This window comes from Stenotrophomonas sp. STEN035, assembly GCF_056759935.1.
This window is the reverse complement of record NZ_JBRRDY010000003.1, coordinates 1-16,364: the sequence shown is the minus strand read 5'-3', so window position 1 is coordinate 16,364 and position 16,364 is coordinate 1. Positions and strand designations below refer to the sequence as shown.

Below are 16,364 nucleotides of genomic sequence, written 5' to 3'. Positions count from 1 at the left end.
GAGAGAACCGTGGCCGGCGTGCTGGATGCCCGCCGGTCGCTCGCCATGCAGGTATGCGTCAGGGCGCGATCACGATCAATGACAGCTGCTCTGCGGCCAGTGCCACCTCGCCGCCGGGTTGCAGCTCCACGCTCTTGTGCTGGGTCAGCAGCCATTGCCCGGGCTGGCGCGGTTCCAGTGAGACCAGGCGTGAGCGCACCCGGATATCGGCGCCGCTGGGTACCGGCGCCAGAAAGCGCACCTTGTTCAAACCGTAGTTCAGCACGTGGGCGATGCCGGGGAAGCCGACCAGTGCCGCCACGTCCTCCTCGACGGTGAGCGAGAGCAGCAGGAAGCCATGCGCGATGGTCGTCCCACCCGGCAAACCGGCCTGCGCACGAGCCGGATCTACGTGAATCCAGTTGTGGTCACCGGTGGCCTCGGCAAACGCATCGATGCGCGATTGTGCGATGTGGGTGGGCTTGCCAAGGCGCTCGGCTGCGGCCCATTGCTGCAGTGCCTGCAGGGCTTCCGGCAACTCCCTGGTCATGTCACCGGCGCTCATTGCAGGCGTCCAAGCAGGGCCAGGATTGCATCGCGCGCCTCAGGCTCGGACAAAGTCGGTGCGTGACCAACATCCGGCACGACGACCAGGCTGGCGTTCGGCGACGTAGCCGCCATCTGCTGTGCAACATCGGCAGGCAGGATATCGGACAAAGCACCACGCACCACCAGCACCGGCACCCGTGAGGTCAGCCCGCGCACCGCACGCCACAACACCGGCCGCAACAGCCACAGTACCCACGGCCGGGTGGTGCGGATGATCGCCGGGTCATAGTCCAGTTCCAGCAGGCCGTCGTCGCGCTGACGGAAGCTGCGTGATGCCATCGTCCGCCAGTCCTCGGCGGTGAAGCGTGGGAAAGACGCCTTACCGATTGATTCTGCATAGGCCGCCGCCTGCTCCAGGTTCATCGGTGGCAATGGCTTGCCGGCGTACTTGCCGATCCGTGCCAAGGCTTCGCGCGGCACCTTGGGGCCGGCATCGTTGAGCACCGCTGCCGCGATCAGCTCCGGTGCGCGCGAGGCCAGGGTGATGGTCACCAGCACGCCCAGCGAGGTGCCGATGAACACCGCCTTGGCGATGCCCTGCGAACGCAGCAGCGCCACCATGTCGTCAGCATAGGTGCGCGGGTTGTAGCTGGTCGGGTCGGGCGCGCGTGCCGAACCGGCACGGCCGCGCAGGTCGACTGCGAGCACACGCCAGCCGACTGCGGTCAGCGTTTGTGCCAGTGCATCGAAGTCGGCGGCATTGCGGGTCAAACCGGGAATGCAGACCACCGTGCCGCGGGGGGATTGCCCCGCGGCCGGTGCATGGTCACGCGCGTGCAGGCGCAAGCCATCGTTGCCGTTCCAGTACAGATCATCGTAAGACTGCGTCATGCAGGTGTTTCCTAGAAATCGTAACGGACGCTGAGACTGTACTGGCGCGGCGGGCCGTAGAAGCCGATCAGGGTGCCGACTGCTGGGATGTTGTAGCCGGTGGTGCGGTATTCCTTGTCGGCTAGGTTGGTGCCCTGCAGCGAGAAGGTCCAGGCGTCGTTGAGCTTCCAGATCACGCCGGCATTGACCAGACCATAGCCGTCCTGACGGATCACCGGGCTCAGGTCGGTGGTCGGCCACACTTCGCTCTGGTAGCTATAGCCCACGCGTGCGGACAGGTTGCTGCCATTGGCCAGCTCGGTGCGGTACTCCACGTTCAGCGCACCCGAGAACTCCGGCGCATTGGTGAACTTCATCTTGTCGGCGACGTTGACACCACGGTCCATGTACTCGTCGTACTTGGTGTCCAACCAGGCCAGATTGCCGGAGATCAGCCAGTGCGCGGTGGGCAGGTACTGGTACTCGATTTCCAGGCCGTTGACGGTGCCCTTGCCGGCGTTGGTGAAGTCGCCGAAGAAGGCATCGTTGACGCCATCACCATTGGTGTCGATACCGGTGAACACCGACAGCTGGATGTCCTTGTACTTGTTGTGGAAGGCCGACAGGTTCAGGAACAGGCGCGAGTCGAGGAAGCCCATCTTGCTGCCGATCTCGAAGCTGTCGACGGTCTCGTCGTCGAACGGCTCGGCCGAGCGCGGCACCGCAACGGCGTTGGCGCGGATGTTGTAGCCGCCGGACTTGAAGCCGCGCGTGGCCAGGCCGTAGACCATGATGTCCGGGGTGATCTGGTAATCCAGCGACACCTTCGGCGAGACGTTCTTGAAGTTGGTGGTCTTGTCGAAGTCGGCGGCAACTGCGATCGGCCGAGTGAAGGTCGCATCGGAGTAGAAGCGGTTCAACACGACCGCACGCTTGTCCTCGTCGGTGTAGCGGGCGCCGACGTCGAGCTTGAGCTTGTTGGTCAGGTCGAAGGTCCAGTCCGCGTACAGCGCGATGCTGTCGGTCAGCACCTTGCCGCGGGTATCGCCGAACTGCAGGTTGAAGAAGTTGTTGCGGATCTGGCCGCCGGCCTCGCCGCTGAACTGGTACAGGCCGACCACGCCGCGTACGCGGCCACCGGCATCGTAGTTGAACTGCACCTCGTTGCTGACCTGGCTGTCCTCGTAGAAGCCGCCGACGTCGGCAATCTTGACCGGTGTGGTGTCGAAGTCGATGTTGGAGTGGCTGTCGGATTCGCGCTTGGCGACCACGTACTTCAGTGCAATGTCGTCGTTGGGGCGCCAGTTGACCGTTGCCGAGGCGCCTTTGGTCTCGACGCTGTTGAGGTTCTGCATGCCCGAGCGGATGTCGTAGCGGTCATCCATCGGCGGGTAGGCCGGGGTGAACGGGTTGCGTGCGAGCATCTTGGAGCCACGCATGCCGGACTGGTCATCGATCCAGTCAAGGGCAAACTGCACGTCGAAGTCGTCGCCTGCGTAGGCGCCCAGGTTCAGGCGTGCGGCATTGATCTGCTTGTCGCTGATCGGCTGGCCGGTCAGCGTGTTCTCGCCGAAGCCGTCGCGGTTCATGCTGGCCACGGCGATGCGTCCGCGCAGGCCGCTGTCGGCGCCGCCCAGCGGGCCGCCGATGGCCGCCTTGGCATCAAGCTGGTTGTAGTTGCCGGCGGTGACCTGGGCATAGCCCTCAACCTGCGTGGGCAGGCCGCGCGAGATGTACTTGATCGCGCCGCCAATGGTGTTCTTGCCGTACAACGTGCCCTGCGGGCCGCGCAGTACTTCGATGCGTGAGACGTCGAACACGTCCAGCAGCGCACCTTGCGGGCGCGCGATGTAAACGTCATCCAGATAGATGCCCACGCCCGGGTCCGCGCCCCAGGTGGGATCGGACTGGCCGACACCGCGGATGTAAGCCGTGACCGTGCTGCTGGCGCCACGCGCCGCGTAGATGGTGAGGTTGGGTACCTGCGAGTCGAGATCGGCGATGTCCTGCACGTTCAACTTGTCCAGCGCTTCGGAGGTGAAGGCGGTGACCGCGACCGGCACTTCCTGCAGCGTTTCCTCACGCTTACGGGCAGTAACGGTGATGCTGTCCAGGTTGGTGGCCGAAGCGGCCTTGCCCGTCGCCGGTGCAGCTGGTTGTGCTTGCTGTGCCAATACCGGCCCGGAGGCCAACAGCGCGCCGATCATCAGGCTCAAACAATTCCGCTTCATTCGGTCCTCCCCAGGCAAGTACGTTGTAGATGGCCGTATGCCACCCTCGGAGCCAAGGCTAGCGGGGTGGCTGTGTACCAGCGAGTGGACCTAGGTCCAGTCGGCAGCGGCGATCAGATCAGGATACTGAGCGCCTCCTCATTCGGAAGCGCCGTATGTCGTTACTGATCGTACTTGCAGCGCTGGGCTTCCTCATGCTGGTGGCCTACCGCGGTTACAGCGTGATCCTGTTCGCGCCGATTGCCGCACTCGGGGCGGTGCTGCTGACCGACCCGTCACTGGTGGCGCCGATGTTCACCGGCTTGTTCATGGACAAGATGGTCGGTTTCCTGAAACTGTATTTCCCGGTATTCCTGCTGGGTGCGGTGTTCGGCAAGCTGATCGAGTTGTCGGGCTTTTCCAAGTCGATTGTTGGCGCGGCAATCCGCCTGTTCGGTCCGCAGCGGGCAATGCTGTCGATCGTGCTGGTGTCGGGCCTGCTCACTTACGGCGGCGTGTCGTTGTTCGTGGTGGTGTTCGCGGTCTATCCGTTTGCCGCCGAGATGTTCCGCCAGAGCAATATCCCCAAGCGGCTGATTCCGGCGACGCTGGCAGTGGGCGGTTTCAGCTTCACCATGGACGCGTTGCCGGGCACGCCGCAGATCCAGAACATCATCCCGACCACGTTCTTCGGCACCGACACCTGGGCCGCGCCGGTGCTCGGCGTGCTTGGCAGCATCTTCGTGCTGGCGGTGGGCATGGCCTACCTGGAGTGGCGCCGGCGCGTTGCCGTGCGCAATGGCGAGGGCTATGGCGACCCGGCAACGCTGGTCAATGAGCCGACGCCGTTTATCGGCACCAACCTGGCGCATGCGGGCATCGCGGTGTTGCCGCTGGTGCTGGTGTTCGTCTCGAACAAGTTGTTCACCCTGGGCATCCCGCACTGGTATGGCGCCGAGCACAGCTTCGTGCCGTCCATCCTCGGCAAGTCCGCGCCGGTGATACAGGAGGTGCCGAAGATCGCTGCGATCTGGGCGGTAGAGGGCGCGCTGCTGGTCGGCATCCTGTCGGTGATGGTGTTGGCCTGGCGGCCGGTGGTCACCCAGTTCGCGGATGGGACCAAGACCGCGATCAGCGGCGCCTTGCTGGCGGCCATGAATACCGCTTCCGAGTACGGTTTTGGCGCGGTGATCGCTGCGCTGCCGGGCTTCATGGTGGTGGCCAACGCTCTGGGATCAATCAAGGACCCACTGCTGCACGAAGCGGTGACGGTGACCGGTCTGGCAGGTGTCACCGGCTCGGCCTCGGGCGGCATGAGTATTGCCTTGGCTGCGATGTCGGAGACCTTCATCGCCAACGCGCAGGCGGCGGGTATCCCGATGGAAGTGCTGCATCGCGTTGCCTCGATGGCTTCCGGCGGCATGGACAGCCTGCCGCACAACGGTGCCGTGATCACCTTGTTGATGGTGACCGGTCTGACCCATCGCCAGGCCTACAAGGACATTTTCGCCGTGACCATCATCAAGACCCTGGCGGTGTTCGTGGTGATCGGCATCTATTACGCCACCGGCTGGGTTTGACAGCGGCGTCGCAACACCCTGGCGGCTGGCCCGCGAGGATTTCCGGTACGACTTCATCCACGACTCACGCATGAGGATCTGGTTATGAAATCTGGAATCGTTTCAATCAAGGCTGTTCTACTGCTGCTGTGTAGCTGGCTGGCGCCAGGCAGCGCGTTTGCGCAAAGCGATGCAGGCCATTGGGATTTCGGTCTATATGGCAACCTTTTTGGTAGCCGCGAGTATCAGGTCTGGGTTCCGGCTGGCTATGAGGCAAGCACGCCGCTGCCGGTGCTGCTGGTGCTGCACGGCTGCGTCAACGGGCCCAACCTGATGGGCGAAGCCTCGGGCTTCAATGATGTTGCCGATGTCGAAGGTTTCATCGTGGTCTATCCGCGGCAGAACGTTACTTCCAATCCGACGCGCTGCTGGAATTGGCAGCTGCCGATCAACCAGGCACGCGGCAGCGGTGAGGCTTCGATCCTGGCCGGGATCGTCGATGCGGTGAAGGGGGGGTATGCGGTCGATCCGCGCCGGGTCTATGTCACCGGCATCTCTGCCGGCGGTGCGATGACCTCGATCATGCTGGCCTGCTACTCGGATGTGTTCGCAGCAGGCGCCATTCACTCGGGTGGCATGTACAAGGGCGCGACCACCGTATCCGGCAGCGCCTACGCGCTGCTGGCGGGCAGCATCTATTCGCCGGAGAGCAATGGCAAGCTTGCTTGGCAGTGCTCGGGCTCACCGTCGCCGCGGCCGTTGCCGGTGCTGGTGTTCCATGGCAGCGCCGATGCCACGGTCAACCCGGTCAACGGCCAGCAGGCGGTGCGTCAGTTCCTGCAGACCAACGACCTGGCCGATGACGGGCTGGACAATGACTCGGTCAAGTACGTGCCGACCAGCACGGTTGCCGGGCAGGTGCCGGGTGGGCGCGCTTATACGGTCAAGAATTACACCTATGGTGGCAAGACCCTGGTCCAGGACTATCTGGTGCATGGCATGGGCCATGCGTGGAGCGGCAGCACCTCCGGCTTGCCGTTCACCGATCCGCAGGGGCCGGATGCAACCCTGATCACCTGGTTGTTCCTGAGAGACCAGCTGCGCTGAGCGCTTGGAACGCGGGAATTGATTGAAGCGTGTCATCGCCAGCGTGGGAGCAATCGGCTCCTGCGCTGGCGTTTGGTTTTCGGGGGTTGTCCGCTGGCAATGCCATCGAATTGCAACCTTGTGCGGTGATGATCTACGCGCCTCATGCCGCGTCATTGGCCCTGTCCGGGCCGGACGCAATCATCAACTGCCAACCAAGGCCATTCCATGCAGCGTCACCGCATCACTTCTGCAGTCACCCGTACCACCCATCATTTTCCGCGTCGCTCGCTGCTGGCCCAAGCCTGCGCGTTGTTGATCCTGCCGCTGGCCGCACAGACCGCGCTGGCCCAGGATGCCGCGCCGGCCGAGGCGCGCAGCGCCGCCACGGCGCTGGACACCATCACCGTCACCGCCGAGCGCCGCGAGCAGAACCTTCAGGACGTGCCGGTGTCGGTGGGCGTGGTGCAGGGCGAGGCGCTGCGCAGCTATACCGAAGGTGCCGATGACACCTTGCTGGCGCTGTCCGGCCGCGTGCCCAGCTTCTATGCCGAGACCACCACCGGGCGCATCTTCCCGCGCTTCTACATCCGCGGCCTTGGCAACATCGATTTCTACCTCGGCGCCTCGCAGCCGGTCTCCATCATCCAGGACGACGTGGTGCTGGAACACGTGGTGCTCAAGTCCAACCCGGTCTACGACGTGGACCAGGTCGAAGTGCTGCGCGGCCCGCAGGGCTCGCTGTTCGGCCGCAATACCACTGCCGGCATCGTCAAGTTCGATACCGCCAAACCCAGCCAGGACCCGAGTGGCCGCGTGAATGTCAGCTACGGCAGCTACAACAGCGTCGCCATCGACGGCGGCATGGGCGGCGCGATCAATGACGTGCTGTCCTACCGCGTGTCGACCCTGTACCAGCATCGTGACGATTGGGTGGACAACACCTATCGCGGCCCCAGCGCCGACGGCACGCTGACACCGAAGAACGACACCATGGGCGGCTACGACGACCGCAACCTGCGCCTGCAGCTGCTGTACAAGCCGAACGAGCAGTTCTCGTTGCTCAGTTCCGTGCATACCCGCGACTATGAAGGTACCTCCACCCTGTTCCTGCGCAATGCGCTGGTGAAGGGCAGCAACCGCGTCGATGTGGCGCGCGACAAGGTCGCTTTCGACGAGGCCGACAACAACCCGCAGGCCTACAAGACCCATGGTGGCTCGCTGAAGGCGACCTACGACTTCGGCAACACCACGCTGACCTCGATCAGCGGCTACGAGACCACCTCCGGCTACAGCCGTGGCGACACCGACGGCGGTGCGGCGGCGAACTATCCGGTCAATGGCTTGCCCAACGGCTATGGCCAGTCGATGGGCCAGGTGCAGGACCTGGACCAGTTCACCCAGGAGCTGCGTCTGGCCTCCAATGCCACCGATCCGCTGTCGTGGCAGGTAGGTGCGTTCTACTTCGATGGCCGCGACACCACCGATTTCTACCAGCGTGCGTGGTTTCTCAACACGCCGGCACGCAATCCCAACAACTGGGTGCGCCTGCGCAACATCAATACCTCGTGGGCAGGCTTCGGCCAGGTGAGCTGGAAGGCCACCGATGCGTTGACGCTGACTGCTGGTGTCCGCGCCACCAAGGACGAGAAGAGCACGCGCCTGCTGAAGACCGCCGATACCGCTGCCGGTCTGGTCACCTACAAGGGCCGCCACAGCGTCGAGATGTCGGACACCCAGCCGAGCTGGGACCTGAGCGCTATGTATGAAGTCAGCCCGGAGCTGAGCCTGTACGCACGCGTGGCACGTGGCTTCCGTGGCCCTACCATCCAGGGCCGCTCGGCGGTATTCAATGCCGATTTCACCACCGCCGATTCGGAAACCATCCTGTCCTGGGAAGCCGGCATCAAGAGCAGCCTGTTCGACAACCGCCTGCGTCTGAATGTCAGCGGCTTCACCTATACCGTCAACGACATCCAGCTCAACGGCAACGATTCCAACGGTAATGGCGTGCTGTTCAATGCCGACAAGGCGCGTGCCTACGGCCTGGAAGCCGACATGGATTGGCGCCCGATCCCGAACCTGTCGCTGACGGCCGGCCTGAGCCTGCTGCACAGCGAGATCCAGGACAAACGCGTCTACGCGCAGGTTTGTGCCTTGAATGGTGTGGTGGTGTGCACGGTCAACGACCCGACCATCAAGATCGGCAGCAACGTCTACGCCCAGATCGACGGCAACCCGCTGCCGAATGCGCCCAAGTACAACTTGAACCTGGCCGCACGTTACGACATTCCGGTGGGCGATGATGGCGCGGTGTTCTTCTCAACGGATTGGAACAAGCAGGGCGAAACCCAGTTCGTGCTGTACGACAGCAAGGAGTTCTACTCCAAGGGCAATTTCGAAGGTGGCCTGCGCGTTGGCTATACCGGCGGCTACGGTGCCTGGGAAGTGGCGGCGTTCGCCCGCAACATCACCAACGAGAAGAACCTCAAGGGTGTGATCGAGAACTATATGGCGGCGGTCTACAACGACCCACGCATCATTGGTGTTTCGTTCAACTACAACTGGCGTTGAGTTTTGCTTGAAGCCCCTCTCCCTCCGGGAGAGGGGTTGGGGTGAGGGTGGGGGCGAAGCATCGTGGAGTTGCGCTCTGCTTTGGTAGTGCTGCGGGCAAAGCAGGGGCTGGAAGCCAAAAGCCGCCCTCATCCGCTCCTGCGGAGCACCTTCTCCCGTAAACGGGAGAAGGGAAAGGGCCACGGCCACGGCCACGGCCACGGCCAAAGCCAAAGCCAAAGCCAAAGCCAAAGCCAAAGCCAAAGCATAAGAGCCAGGAGCCAGGAGCAGAGCGATTCCCGCCTTCGCGGGAATGACGGCATCGGAGCAAAGAGCCAAAGCCAAAGCGAGCGCGAATTCCAGATGCCCGATCAGACCATCCCTGCACCAACCGTCGCCCGAACCGGAATCCCGGCCGGATCAAACTCCTCCAGGCAGAACACATTCACCCCGTAGTAGTCCGGGGTGACCCGCTTGCGGTGGAACGGGTAGATACCGCAGGTGCCGCAGAAATAGTGGTGCGCGGTCATCGTGTGGAACTGATACTCCACCAGTGCCTCCTGCTCGGACAGCAGCTCGAACGCGGATTCATGCACCTTCACCATCAAGGCGTTCTTGCGCCGGCAGATCGAGCAATCGCAGGTGGTGAGTTCCGGGAAGTCGGTCTGAATGCGGAAGCTGACAGCGCCGCAATGGCAGCTGCCCTGGTAAGTCTGCAGGGGGCGGTGGGACACGCGTATCTCCAAAAAACAAAATGAGCGCCTAGGCAAGGCTTGGATCATACTCAGCCCATCATCGGACGGGTGGGGAGAGGGTGATGCGCGCATTCCTGAGAGGCTTGCTGGCGGTGGTGCTGGGCTTGATCGCTGGCAGCGCGGTGAACATGGGGCTGATCCTGCTCGGTGGCCAGTTGATACCACCGCCAGCGGGTGCGGATACCAACACCACGGAAGGCCTGCAAGCCGCAATGCCCATGTTCGAAGCCCGCCACTTCCTGTTTCCCTTCCTCGCCCATGCATTGGGCACCTTTGCGGGTGCGTTGCTGGCAACCTGGATTGTTGGCCGAGTCAGTAAAGTGCCGGCACTGCTGATCGGCTTGCTGTTCCTGGTCGGCGGCATCGCCAGCTGCTTCATGCTGCCAGCACCACGCTGGTTCGAGGTGCTGGACGTACTGCTGGCCTACCTGCCATTTGCCTGGTTGGGTTACGCATTGGCAAGAAAACCGCGGTTGTAGGAGCGGCGTAAGCCGCGAAGCTGAAATTCCATCTGGAATCATTCCACCTGCAATTGCAGGCATTGGGCTGGCAGAGCCGGTACGAGCTTCGCGGCTTGCGCCGCTCCTACACGCCCGCAGGCAAGGCTTGCCCGAAGCACAGCACATTCCCCGCCGGATCGGTGACGCTGAAGTCGCGCATGCCATACGGTCGGTCGGCAATGGCAACGGTGATGGCGACGCCGGCAGCCAGCAGCTGCGCGTGATAGTCGTCGATGCCGTCGATGTGCAGGTACAACCGACTGATGCCTCCTGGCTTGGCATCGGCACGACAGGCGAGCGTCAGTTCGACCTCATCTCGACAGACGGCCGCCAGTTCAGTGGGGTGTCCCCATTCCCACGCCAAGGAAAAACCGAGCTTGTCGAGGTAGAACGCCAATGCGGCAGACAAGTCTTCGGTAGCAAGGAAAGGCGAAACGGAGTGAAAGTGAACAGGCATCACGCTGTTGATCCCATGGCAGGGCTGCGGCGATAGTGGCACGGCCGGGACATGGGAGGGTTCTCGGAACCGGCGCGGCAATAGGGAAGTGCAAATATCAAGGAGATGCTGCGATGCCTTTTCCTGTGTTCTTCGCAAGAACGTTCATATTGCTGTGCTTGCTCCTGTTGTCTGCCTGTGCCTCGATTCCGTTGTCCACCGCGCTACGGCTTTCTTCATTGGATGAACGTGCCTTGGTCCAATTGGACCCTGCGGGTATCCGGGTCAAGGTGGCGATTCCTCGCGGCAATACCTTGGACCCGGAGGCCACCCGCCTGACCTTGACGCTGCAGCCAGAAGGGCAGGCTGCGCGTGTCGCGGCGATGCCACTGCGCTTGATGGGCAGCACCCAGGGTGAACGCAGCCCCGGCGTGCTCAGCAGGAATATCGCCGTTACGACCTATGAGTTGGCTCTGACCGCAGAGGGTGCCAGCCAGCTGCGTAGCCTGCAACGCGAAGTGCTGAACTCGCGGGCCGATAGGGGGAAGGTGGAGCTCAGCGTCAACACCTCGTTCTCCGAGTTTGCACCTGGGACCAAGGAAATGCTCTTCTGGGTAGACGTCAAACTGCGTTCAAACGATGCCTATCTGACCTTGTTTGACGCTGCGAAGCTCAAGTTCAAGATGGACGCGAGCTGAGTGCCACAGCGCTCGGTTCTGCGTATTGAAGTGCGGTTTTAGCGGCAGTTCCGTCGCTGTGGATGTTCGCTCAGGTCCCGGGCTGGATCACGGCTTTGGCGTAGCTGTCACGATCGATGTCGACAATTTCGGCGCTGATCTGCAGCTCCATTCCACCAGCGGCGATGGCAGACTCAAGCGCAGCCAGCAGCACGTCGGCTAACTGGCGTTTGATCTCGCTACTGCGGCCACTGAGTATTGCCAACCGTGCGGCCACAAAGCCACGCGGGCTGTCAGCAGTGCCGATCGCGAAGCAATCAAACGCCACTGCACGCGATTTGATGTCGGCCTCCTCGAACTGGCCTGTGCCAAGCAGGGCAAGGTTGAGGGTGCGCAGCACTGCCGGGGTAATGGCGGTGGCGAGATTGCGGCTGTATTCGATGGTCAGGTGGGGCATGGCGAACTCGTTGTCAGGGCTGCGTGGACGTCAGTAGCGCGTTGATGCGCTGGATCATCGCATCCGGGTAGTGGATATGGGTGGGTGTGTCGGCGAGTGGTGCAGCGGCATCGGCATCGCGCAGGTCCGCGCCCAGCCCACTTTTGGGTAGATAGATTGGTGCAGCCACCGAGAAGCCGTGCTCAGGCAGACGGCCGTGGACTGCGCGATAGAGCTGGATTGCATCAAGCAGGGTCAGCGCCGGCCCGGGGTGCCCGCCGTCAGCGTCATACCACTGCAGGTCGGGAGCTGCGGCCGAGGCGTTGCGTAGTACATCGGATATAGCCACATAGGGAATGCCGGCCTGTTCGGCGGCGGCTGCTTCCTTGGCGATCAGACGGGCGGAGGCCGCTGGGTGCGACTGGTAGCTGCCGAGCAGCAGTACGCGCGCACCGGCGTCGCTACCAGCCTTTGCCAAAACCTTTATCGCCGCCTGCGACTTTGTACAGGCCGATTGGTCCGGCCAGCACAGCAGGGCGCCGCCTTGTTCCTGCAGGATCAGCAGCTGCGGGCGATGCTCGCTCAGTGCGCGTTGTACTGAGCCATCGGTAACCCGCTGATCGAGGAGGGCGCCGCCTTTGACGATCATCTGGCTATGCACTGGATGGCCATTGGCGGTGCTCAGTGCTGCGTACGTGGCTGGTAGGTTGCCCACGTAGATCAGGCTGTTGCCAACGAACAGAGCTTTTGCCGGCGGCGGTGCGGGTTCGGCCGAGCAGGCGGTAAATACAAACAGCAGCAGCAACAGCGAGATCCATCTGCGCATTTTTGGTCCTTCGGCATTGGTTGGTGGTCGCCGCGGGTGTGACCCCGTTTGCCAGTCAATGGTTCCCGCTCCGATCTTTTTATTGATGTGATTTTCTGCGTCGATTCGCAGGCACTCAAATGGCGGTGGATTTGACGATGGCGGTTTCTATCTGATGAAGGGGGCCGTCCCAACCTTCGCTGTATTTTGGCAACGCATCAGCAATATCGAGCACGCGGTACGCGTAAAAAATATGCAGTGTGGGTGCGTGCTCTTCGAGGAGATGGCCGCCATGCGCCTGCGCGATCAGGGTGGTGCGGATTACCGCCATGCCCAGCCGGTTGCTGCCGTACAGCGTCTGCCCGCAGCTGATGCAGTAGTGCCGCCGCATCTGCAAGTGCGGATGCTGGTAGGTGCACAGCAGAGCATTGCCCCTGACGATGCTCAACGCTTCGCTGGGCCAGGCATTGGCAGACAGTACGGGCAGTCCGTAGAACTGCTGGCATGCGCGGCAATGGCAGTACGCGCGGGCAGCAGGTGCGCCCTCCACGCGTATGCCGACCTGGCCACAATCACAGTGAATATCGAATGGCTGTTTGTGCTGCACAGGGTTTTCCTTTCAGTGGGTTACCAATCAATGCTGCCGCGGATCACCGTCTGCACCTGACCGCCGGACCAGACATCACCGTGCTCGTCGATGCGCAGCTCCAGTAGCGCATCGTGGCCGACTTCGCGGCCCTGGCTGGCGGTGTAGCGCTTGCCGCTGCCGGGCAGGGCGTTGCGTTCATCCAGCCATGCCGCGAGCACCGCATTGGCGGCACCGGAGGCAGCATCTTCGAAGCGGCGGCCATTGCCGACGAATGCCCGCACTACCAGCTGGTAACCGTCGCCAGCGGCGCGTGCGTAGGCGAATACGCCCATTGCGCCGGTGTCTTCGGCGAGGGTGGCGATCGCGTCCCAATCCGGGCTCAGGGCACGCAGAGCAGCTTCATCGGCTACTTCAACAACCCACCAGCGGCGGCCGCCGTCCATCAGGGCCGGTGGCAGGGCACCCAGCGGCCAGCCATTGATGGCCGGCTGCAGGCGTGGATCCTCTGCAGTGACGATCTCGGCCACCGAGGCGCGCGGGGTGCGGATGGCGATGGTGCGGATGCCGCCGTGCTCGCTGATCTGCAGCGGCAGCTGGCCGGCGATGCCGTCCTGTACCAGTTGTCCGTCGATGGCTGCCGCTACACCGCTTTCAAGCACGGCATGCGCGCTGCCGACGCTGGGGTGGCCGGCGAACGGCACCTCTTTCTGCGGGGCGAACATGCGGATGCCGTAGCTGCTGCCGGGCTTGGTCGGGGCGAAGATGAAAGTGGTTTCAGGCAGGCGCGTCCAGCGGGCGATGGCCTGCATGGCGGTGTCGTTCAGGCCATCGGCATCGAGGACCACGGCCAAGGGGTTGCCAGTGCCGGGGCGGGGGGCGAAGACATCGAGTTGCAGGAAGCGGCGGGTGGTCATGGGAGAGTCCGAGTGCTGTGAGGCTGTTCTGTTGCTGTTGCTGTTGCTGTTGCTGTTGCTTTGGCTTTGGCTGTAGCTGTAGCTGTGGCAGTTGTCTTTGGCTTCAGCCCCTCTCCCGCTTGCGGGAGAGGGGGTGGGGTGAGGGGAGGCGGACGCAGTCCGCTTGCTTGGTGCTTTTGGGTTGTTGCTGTCTGCAAAGGCAAAATCAAAGGCATGCGTGCTTCGCACGCTTCCCCTCATCCGCCCCTTCGGGGCACCTTCTCCCGCGCGCGGGAGAAGGGAAAAGCTGACATGGCTTGCGCTGTCACCACTCAATCTGCCCAGCAATAACCTGCTGCACTTCGCCGCCAATCCAGATGTTGGACTCCGCATCCACTTCCACCCGCACCTCACCATTGCGGCCGAGTTCGCGGCCCTGGCTGGCCAGGTATTGCTGGAACGGTTTGATCCGCCCCTGCTTAAGCAACTGCGCGGCAACCAGTGCATTCGCACTGCCGGTCACCGGGTCTTCATTGATGCCAACACCCGGGGCAAAGGCGCGCACCACATACTGGTAGCCCACGTCCGGGCGATCGGCCGGCGCGTACACCGCCAGCTTGCCGCGGCCCGGCATGGCAGCAATTGCCGTCAGCTCCGGCTTGTAGCGGCGCAAGGCGGCCTCGCTGCCGGCTTCCAGCAGCCACCAATCCGGGCCGTTGTTCCAGAGTTCCGGGTTGTGGCCGGGCTTGGCCAGCGCCGCCAGGCCTTCAGGCAGGGCATCCAGGGTGAGATCGCGGCGTTCCGCCTGCGGGCTGCGCACATGGATCTGGCGGAACCAACGACCGCCCTGTACCCGTACTGGCAGCAGACCGGCTTTGCATTGCTGGATCAGTTGGCCGTTGTCGTCGGGTGTGGCCAGACCGAGTTCCACCGCGGCCCAGGCGGCACCGACGCTGGGATGGCCGGCGAAGGGCAGCTCACCCTTCGGGGTGAAGATGCGGATGTGGTAGCCGGCGCCTTCATCGGGCGGCAGGAAGAAAATGGTCTCGGACAGGTTCAGCCAGGCGGCGATGGCCTGCAGGGCGGCATCGTCCAGGCCTTCGCTGTCGACGATGACGCCCAGCGGGTTGCCGGTGCCCGGGCGGGCGGCGAACACGTCCAACTGCAGATAACGGCGAACAGACATTGCGAATCGGTTCCAGACGACGGCTGGGCAGCTTACCAGTGCACCTGTCCGGCGATAACCGGCTGGACCTGACCGCCGATCCACACGGTGCCTTGTGTGTCGATTGAGACCTGCACGCGACCATCGCGCCCCACTTCACGGCCCTGGCTGGCCACGTAGTTGCCATCAGCGTTGGGTAGCTGTCCGTGTTGCTGCAGCCACACGGCGATCAAGGCATTGGCACTGCCGGTGACGGGGTCCTCGGGTACGTCGGCGGCATCGGCCGGGCAGAACGCCCGTGTCACCAGTGCGTGGTCCGCACCGGGTTCGGCGGCGAATACCGCAACACCGGTCGCGCCGGTGGCATTGCTCCAGTCGGCGATTGCAGGCATGTCCGGAACGAGCGCACGGACGCTGTGGGCGTCACGCGCCGGCAGCAACCACCAGCCAGGTCCGTTATCCCAGAGTTCGGGGGCATATCCCGGCGCGAGCAACGCCTGCAGCTGTTCGGGTACGACACCCGGCGCGGTCTGCCGCCGCCAAGCGGGTGGGCTGGCCAACAGAATGGTTGGGGCGTCACGCGGGCCGCTTGCCTGGACGGGTAGCAGGCCGGCAGCGCATTGCTGCAGCAGTTGGCTGTCACCTGGCGTCGCCAGGCCCGAGGTGACCGCCGCCCACGCCGCGCCGACGCTGGGATGGCCGGCGAAGGGCAGTTCGCTGCTCGGGGTGAAGATGCGGATGCGGTAACTGGCGCCCTCGTCCGGCGGCAGGAAGAAGACCGTCTCGGAGAGGTTCAGCCAGGCGGCGAGGGCCTGCATGGCGGCGGTATCCAGGCCATCGCTGTCGAGGATGACACCCAGCGGGTTGCCGCTGCCGGGGCGGGCGGCGAAGACGTCCAGTTGCAGGTAGCGGCGTTGGCGCATGGGTTTTGGAATGGGGCGGGGTGGTACAGCTTAGGCAGGGGCATGCCGGAAGTCGTCAGGTGTCGGTTTCGGGGCAATCTCCCAATATCTGAACCGTCATTCCCGCGCAGGCGGGAATCGCTCTGGCCTTTTGCCTTTTGCCTTTGCCAAGGCCAGAGCCAGAGCCAGAGCAGGAGCCAGAGCAGGAGCCAGAGCAGGAGCGATTCCCGCCTGCGCGGGAATGACGGCATTTAGAAGCGTAGGCAACGGCAACGGCAACGGCCAAAGCCAAAGCCAAAGCCAAAGCCAAAGCCAAAGCCATAGCCAAAGCCAAAGCCCCAATCTGCCCCCCCGTGCCCCCAAAGATGACCCGGATCGTTGCAAATGCTACTTTCTCCGC

17 protein-coding genes are annotated in these 16,364 nt (G+C 63.4%); 5 read left to right on the top strand and 12 right to left on the bottom strand.

Going from position 1 to position 16,364, the window contains the following annotated elements; genetic code table 11:
• Positions 1-58: 58 nt before the first annotated feature.
• The 3 genes from ACVOLL_RS02200 to ACVOLL_RS02190 are packed head-to-tail and all read right to left on the bottom strand — an operon-like array spanning position 59 to position 3,629.
• Positions 59-544, bottom strand: a complete 486-nt coding sequence (locus ACVOLL_RS02200; protein WP_481511388.1) for a MaoC family dehydratase — start codon at positions 542-544, stop codon at positions 59-61.
• On the bottom strand, positions 541-1,419 hold the full coding sequence (locus ACVOLL_RS02195) for an alpha/beta fold hydrolase (protein WP_481511387.1): 879 nt from the start codon (positions 1,417-1,419) through the stop codon (positions 541-543). The genes ACVOLL_RS02200 and ACVOLL_RS02195 overlap by 4 nt, the downstream gene beginning before the upstream one ends.
• Positions 1,420-1,430: 11 nt before the next feature.
• Positions 1,431-3,629, bottom strand: coding sequence for a TonB-dependent receptor (locus ACVOLL_RS02190; RefSeq protein WP_481511386.1), 2,199 nt, complete (start codon positions 3,627-3,629; stop codon positions 1,431-1,433).
• Positions 3,630-3,784: 155 nt separating this feature from the next.
• On the opposite strand from ACVOLL_RS02190, the gene ACVOLL_RS02185 reads away from it, so the two are divergent.
• The 3 genes from ACVOLL_RS02185 (at position 3,785) to ACVOLL_RS02175 (ending at position 8,827) form a co-directional block, all read left to right on the top strand.
• Positions 3,785-5,188, top strand: a complete 1,404-nt coding sequence (locus ACVOLL_RS02185; protein ID WP_481511385.1) for a GntP family permease — start codon at positions 3,785-3,787, stop codon at positions 5,186-5,188.
• Positions 5,189-5,272: 84 nt separating this feature from the next.
• The gene (locus ACVOLL_RS02180; protein ID WP_481511384.1) at positions 5,273-6,274 is read left to right on the top strand and encodes an extracellular catalytic domain type 1 short-chain-length polyhydroxyalkanoate depolymerase; all 1,002 of its coding nucleotides are present in this window, start codon (positions 5,273-5,275) and stop codon (positions 6,272-6,274) included.
• A 207-nt stretch (positions 6,275-6,481) separates the two neighbouring features.
• Positions 6,482-8,827: a TonB-dependent receptor gene (locus ACVOLL_RS02175; RefSeq protein WP_481511383.1), complete on the top strand. Its 2,346-nt coding sequence runs from the start codon at positions 6,482-6,484 to the stop codon at positions 8,825-8,827.
• A gap of 350 nt (positions 8,828-9,177) precedes the next feature.
• Here the strand turns inward: ACVOLL_RS02175 and ACVOLL_RS02170 are convergent, their stop codons facing one another.
• A complete protein-coding gene (locus ACVOLL_RS02170) occupies positions 9,178-9,540 on the bottom strand; it encodes a GFA family protein (protein WP_481511382.1) in 363 nt (120 codons plus the stop codon).
• 83 nt (positions 9,541-9,623) lie between these two features.
• Here ACVOLL_RS02170 and ACVOLL_RS02165 point away from each other — a divergent pair, with 83 nt between their 5' ends.
• Positions 9,624-10,040, top strand: coding sequence for a hypothetical protein (locus tag ACVOLL_RS02165; RefSeq protein WP_481511381.1), 417 nt, complete (start codon positions 9,624-9,626; stop codon positions 10,038-10,040).
• Positions 10,041-10,146: 106 nt separating this feature from the next.
• Here the strand turns inward: ACVOLL_RS02165 and ACVOLL_RS02160 are convergent, their stop codons facing one another.
• Positions 10,147-10,518, bottom strand: coding sequence for a bleomycin resistance protein (locus ACVOLL_RS02160; protein WP_481511380.1), 372 nt, complete (start codon positions 10,516-10,518; stop codon positions 10,147-10,149).
• A gap of 149 nt (positions 10,519-10,667) precedes the next feature.
• On the opposite strand from ACVOLL_RS02160, the gene ACVOLL_RS02155 reads away from it, so the two are divergent.
• On the top strand, positions 10,668-11,195 hold the full coding sequence (locus tag ACVOLL_RS02155; RefSeq protein ID WP_481511379.1) for a hypothetical protein: 528 nt from the start codon (positions 10,668-10,670) through the stop codon (positions 11,193-11,195).
• A gap of 70 nt (positions 11,196-11,265) precedes the next feature.
• On the opposite strand, the gene ACVOLL_RS02150 is transcribed toward ACVOLL_RS02155, so the two are convergent.
• From ACVOLL_RS02150 to ACVOLL_RS02120, 7 genes are all read right to left on the bottom strand, one after another.
• Positions 11,266-11,631: a 5-carboxymethyl-2-hydroxymuconate Delta-isomerase gene (locus ACVOLL_RS02150; RefSeq protein ID WP_481511378.1), complete on the bottom strand. Its 366-nt coding sequence runs from the start codon at positions 11,629-11,631 to the stop codon at positions 11,266-11,268.
• A gap of 13 nt (positions 11,632-11,644) precedes the next feature.
• Entirely contained in the window at positions 11,645-12,436 is a 792-nt protein-coding gene (locus tag ACVOLL_RS02145; RefSeq protein ID WP_481511377.1) for a hypothetical protein, read from the bottom strand.
• Positions 12,437-12,551: 115 nt separating this feature from the next.
• A complete protein-coding gene (locus tag ACVOLL_RS02140) occupies positions 12,552-13,022 on the bottom strand; it encodes a GFA family protein (RefSeq protein WP_481511376.1) in 471 nt (156 codons plus the stop codon).
• 20 nt (positions 13,023-13,042) lie between these two features.
• Complete coding sequence (locus ACVOLL_RS02135; protein WP_481511375.1) at positions 13,043-13,918, bottom strand: PhzF family phenazine biosynthesis protein; 876 nt, start codon at positions 13,916-13,918, stop codon at positions 13,043-13,045.
• A 304-nt stretch (positions 13,919-14,222) separates the two neighbouring features.
• Positions 14,223-15,083 carry a PhzF family phenazine biosynthesis protein gene (locus tag ACVOLL_RS02130; protein ID WP_481511374.1) on the bottom strand — a complete coding sequence of 287 codons (861 nt, stop codon included), beginning with the start codon at positions 15,081-15,083 and terminating at the stop codon, positions 14,223-14,225.
• Positions 15,084-15,115: 32 nt separating this feature from the next.
• Positions 15,116-15,985, bottom strand: coding sequence for a PhzF family phenazine biosynthesis protein (locus tag ACVOLL_RS02125; RefSeq protein WP_481511373.1), 870 nt, complete (start codon positions 15,983-15,985; stop codon positions 15,116-15,118).
• A 55-nt stretch (positions 15,986-16,040) separates the two neighbouring features.
• On the bottom strand, positions 16,041-16,364 hold a 324-nt coding region (locus tag ACVOLL_RS02120; RefSeq protein ID WP_481511372.1), incomplete at its 5' end, for a hypothetical protein.

Coding starts and splice junctions, on each gene's coding strand:
- ACVOLL_RS02200 (WP_481511388.1), bottom strand. CDS start 544: ATGAGCGCCGGTGACATGACCAGGGAGTTGCCGGAAGCCCTGCAGGCA.
- ACVOLL_RS02195 (WP_481511387.1), bottom strand. CDS start 1,419: ATGACGCAGTCTTACGATGATCTGTACTGGAACGGCAACGATGGCTTG.
- ACVOLL_RS02190 (WP_481511386.1), bottom strand. CDS start 3,629: ATGAAGCGGAATTGTTTGAGCCTGATGATCGGCGCGCTGTTGGCCTCC.
- ACVOLL_RS02185 (WP_481511385.1), top strand. CDS start 3,785: ATGTCGTTACTGATCGTACTTGCAGCGCTGGGCTTCCTCATGCTGGTG.
- ACVOLL_RS02180 (WP_481511384.1), top strand. CDS start 5,273: ATGAAATCTGGAATCGTTTCAATCAAGGCTGTTCTACTGCTGCTGTGT.
- ACVOLL_RS02175 (WP_481511383.1), top strand. CDS start 6,482: ATGCAGCGTCACCGCATCACTTCTGCAGTCACCCGTACCACCCATCAT.
- ACVOLL_RS02165 (WP_481511381.1), top strand. CDS start 9,624: ATGCGCGCATTCCTGAGAGGCTTGCTGGCGGTGGTGCTGGGCTTGATC.
- ACVOLL_RS02160 (WP_481511380.1), bottom strand. CDS start 10,518: ATGCCTGTTCACTTTCACTCCGTTTCGCCTTTCCTTGCTACCGAAGAC.
- ACVOLL_RS02150 (WP_481511378.1), bottom strand. CDS start 11,631: ATGCCCCACCTGACCATCGAATACAGCCGCAATCTCGCCACCGCCATT.
- ACVOLL_RS02145 (WP_481511377.1), bottom strand. CDS start 12,436: ATGCGCAGATGGATCTCGCTGTTGCTGCTGCTGTTTGTATTTACCGCC.
- ACVOLL_RS02135 (WP_481511375.1), bottom strand. CDS start 13,918: ATGACCACCCGCCGCTTCCTGCAACTCGATGTCTTCGCCCCCCGCCCC.
- ACVOLL_RS02130 (WP_481511374.1), bottom strand. CDS start 15,083: ATGTCTGTTCGCCGTTATCTGCAGTTGGACGTGTTCGCCGCCCGCCCG.
- ACVOLL_RS02125 (WP_481511373.1), bottom strand. CDS start 15,985: ATGCGCCAACGCCGCTACCTGCAACTGGACGTCTTCGCCGCCCGCCCC.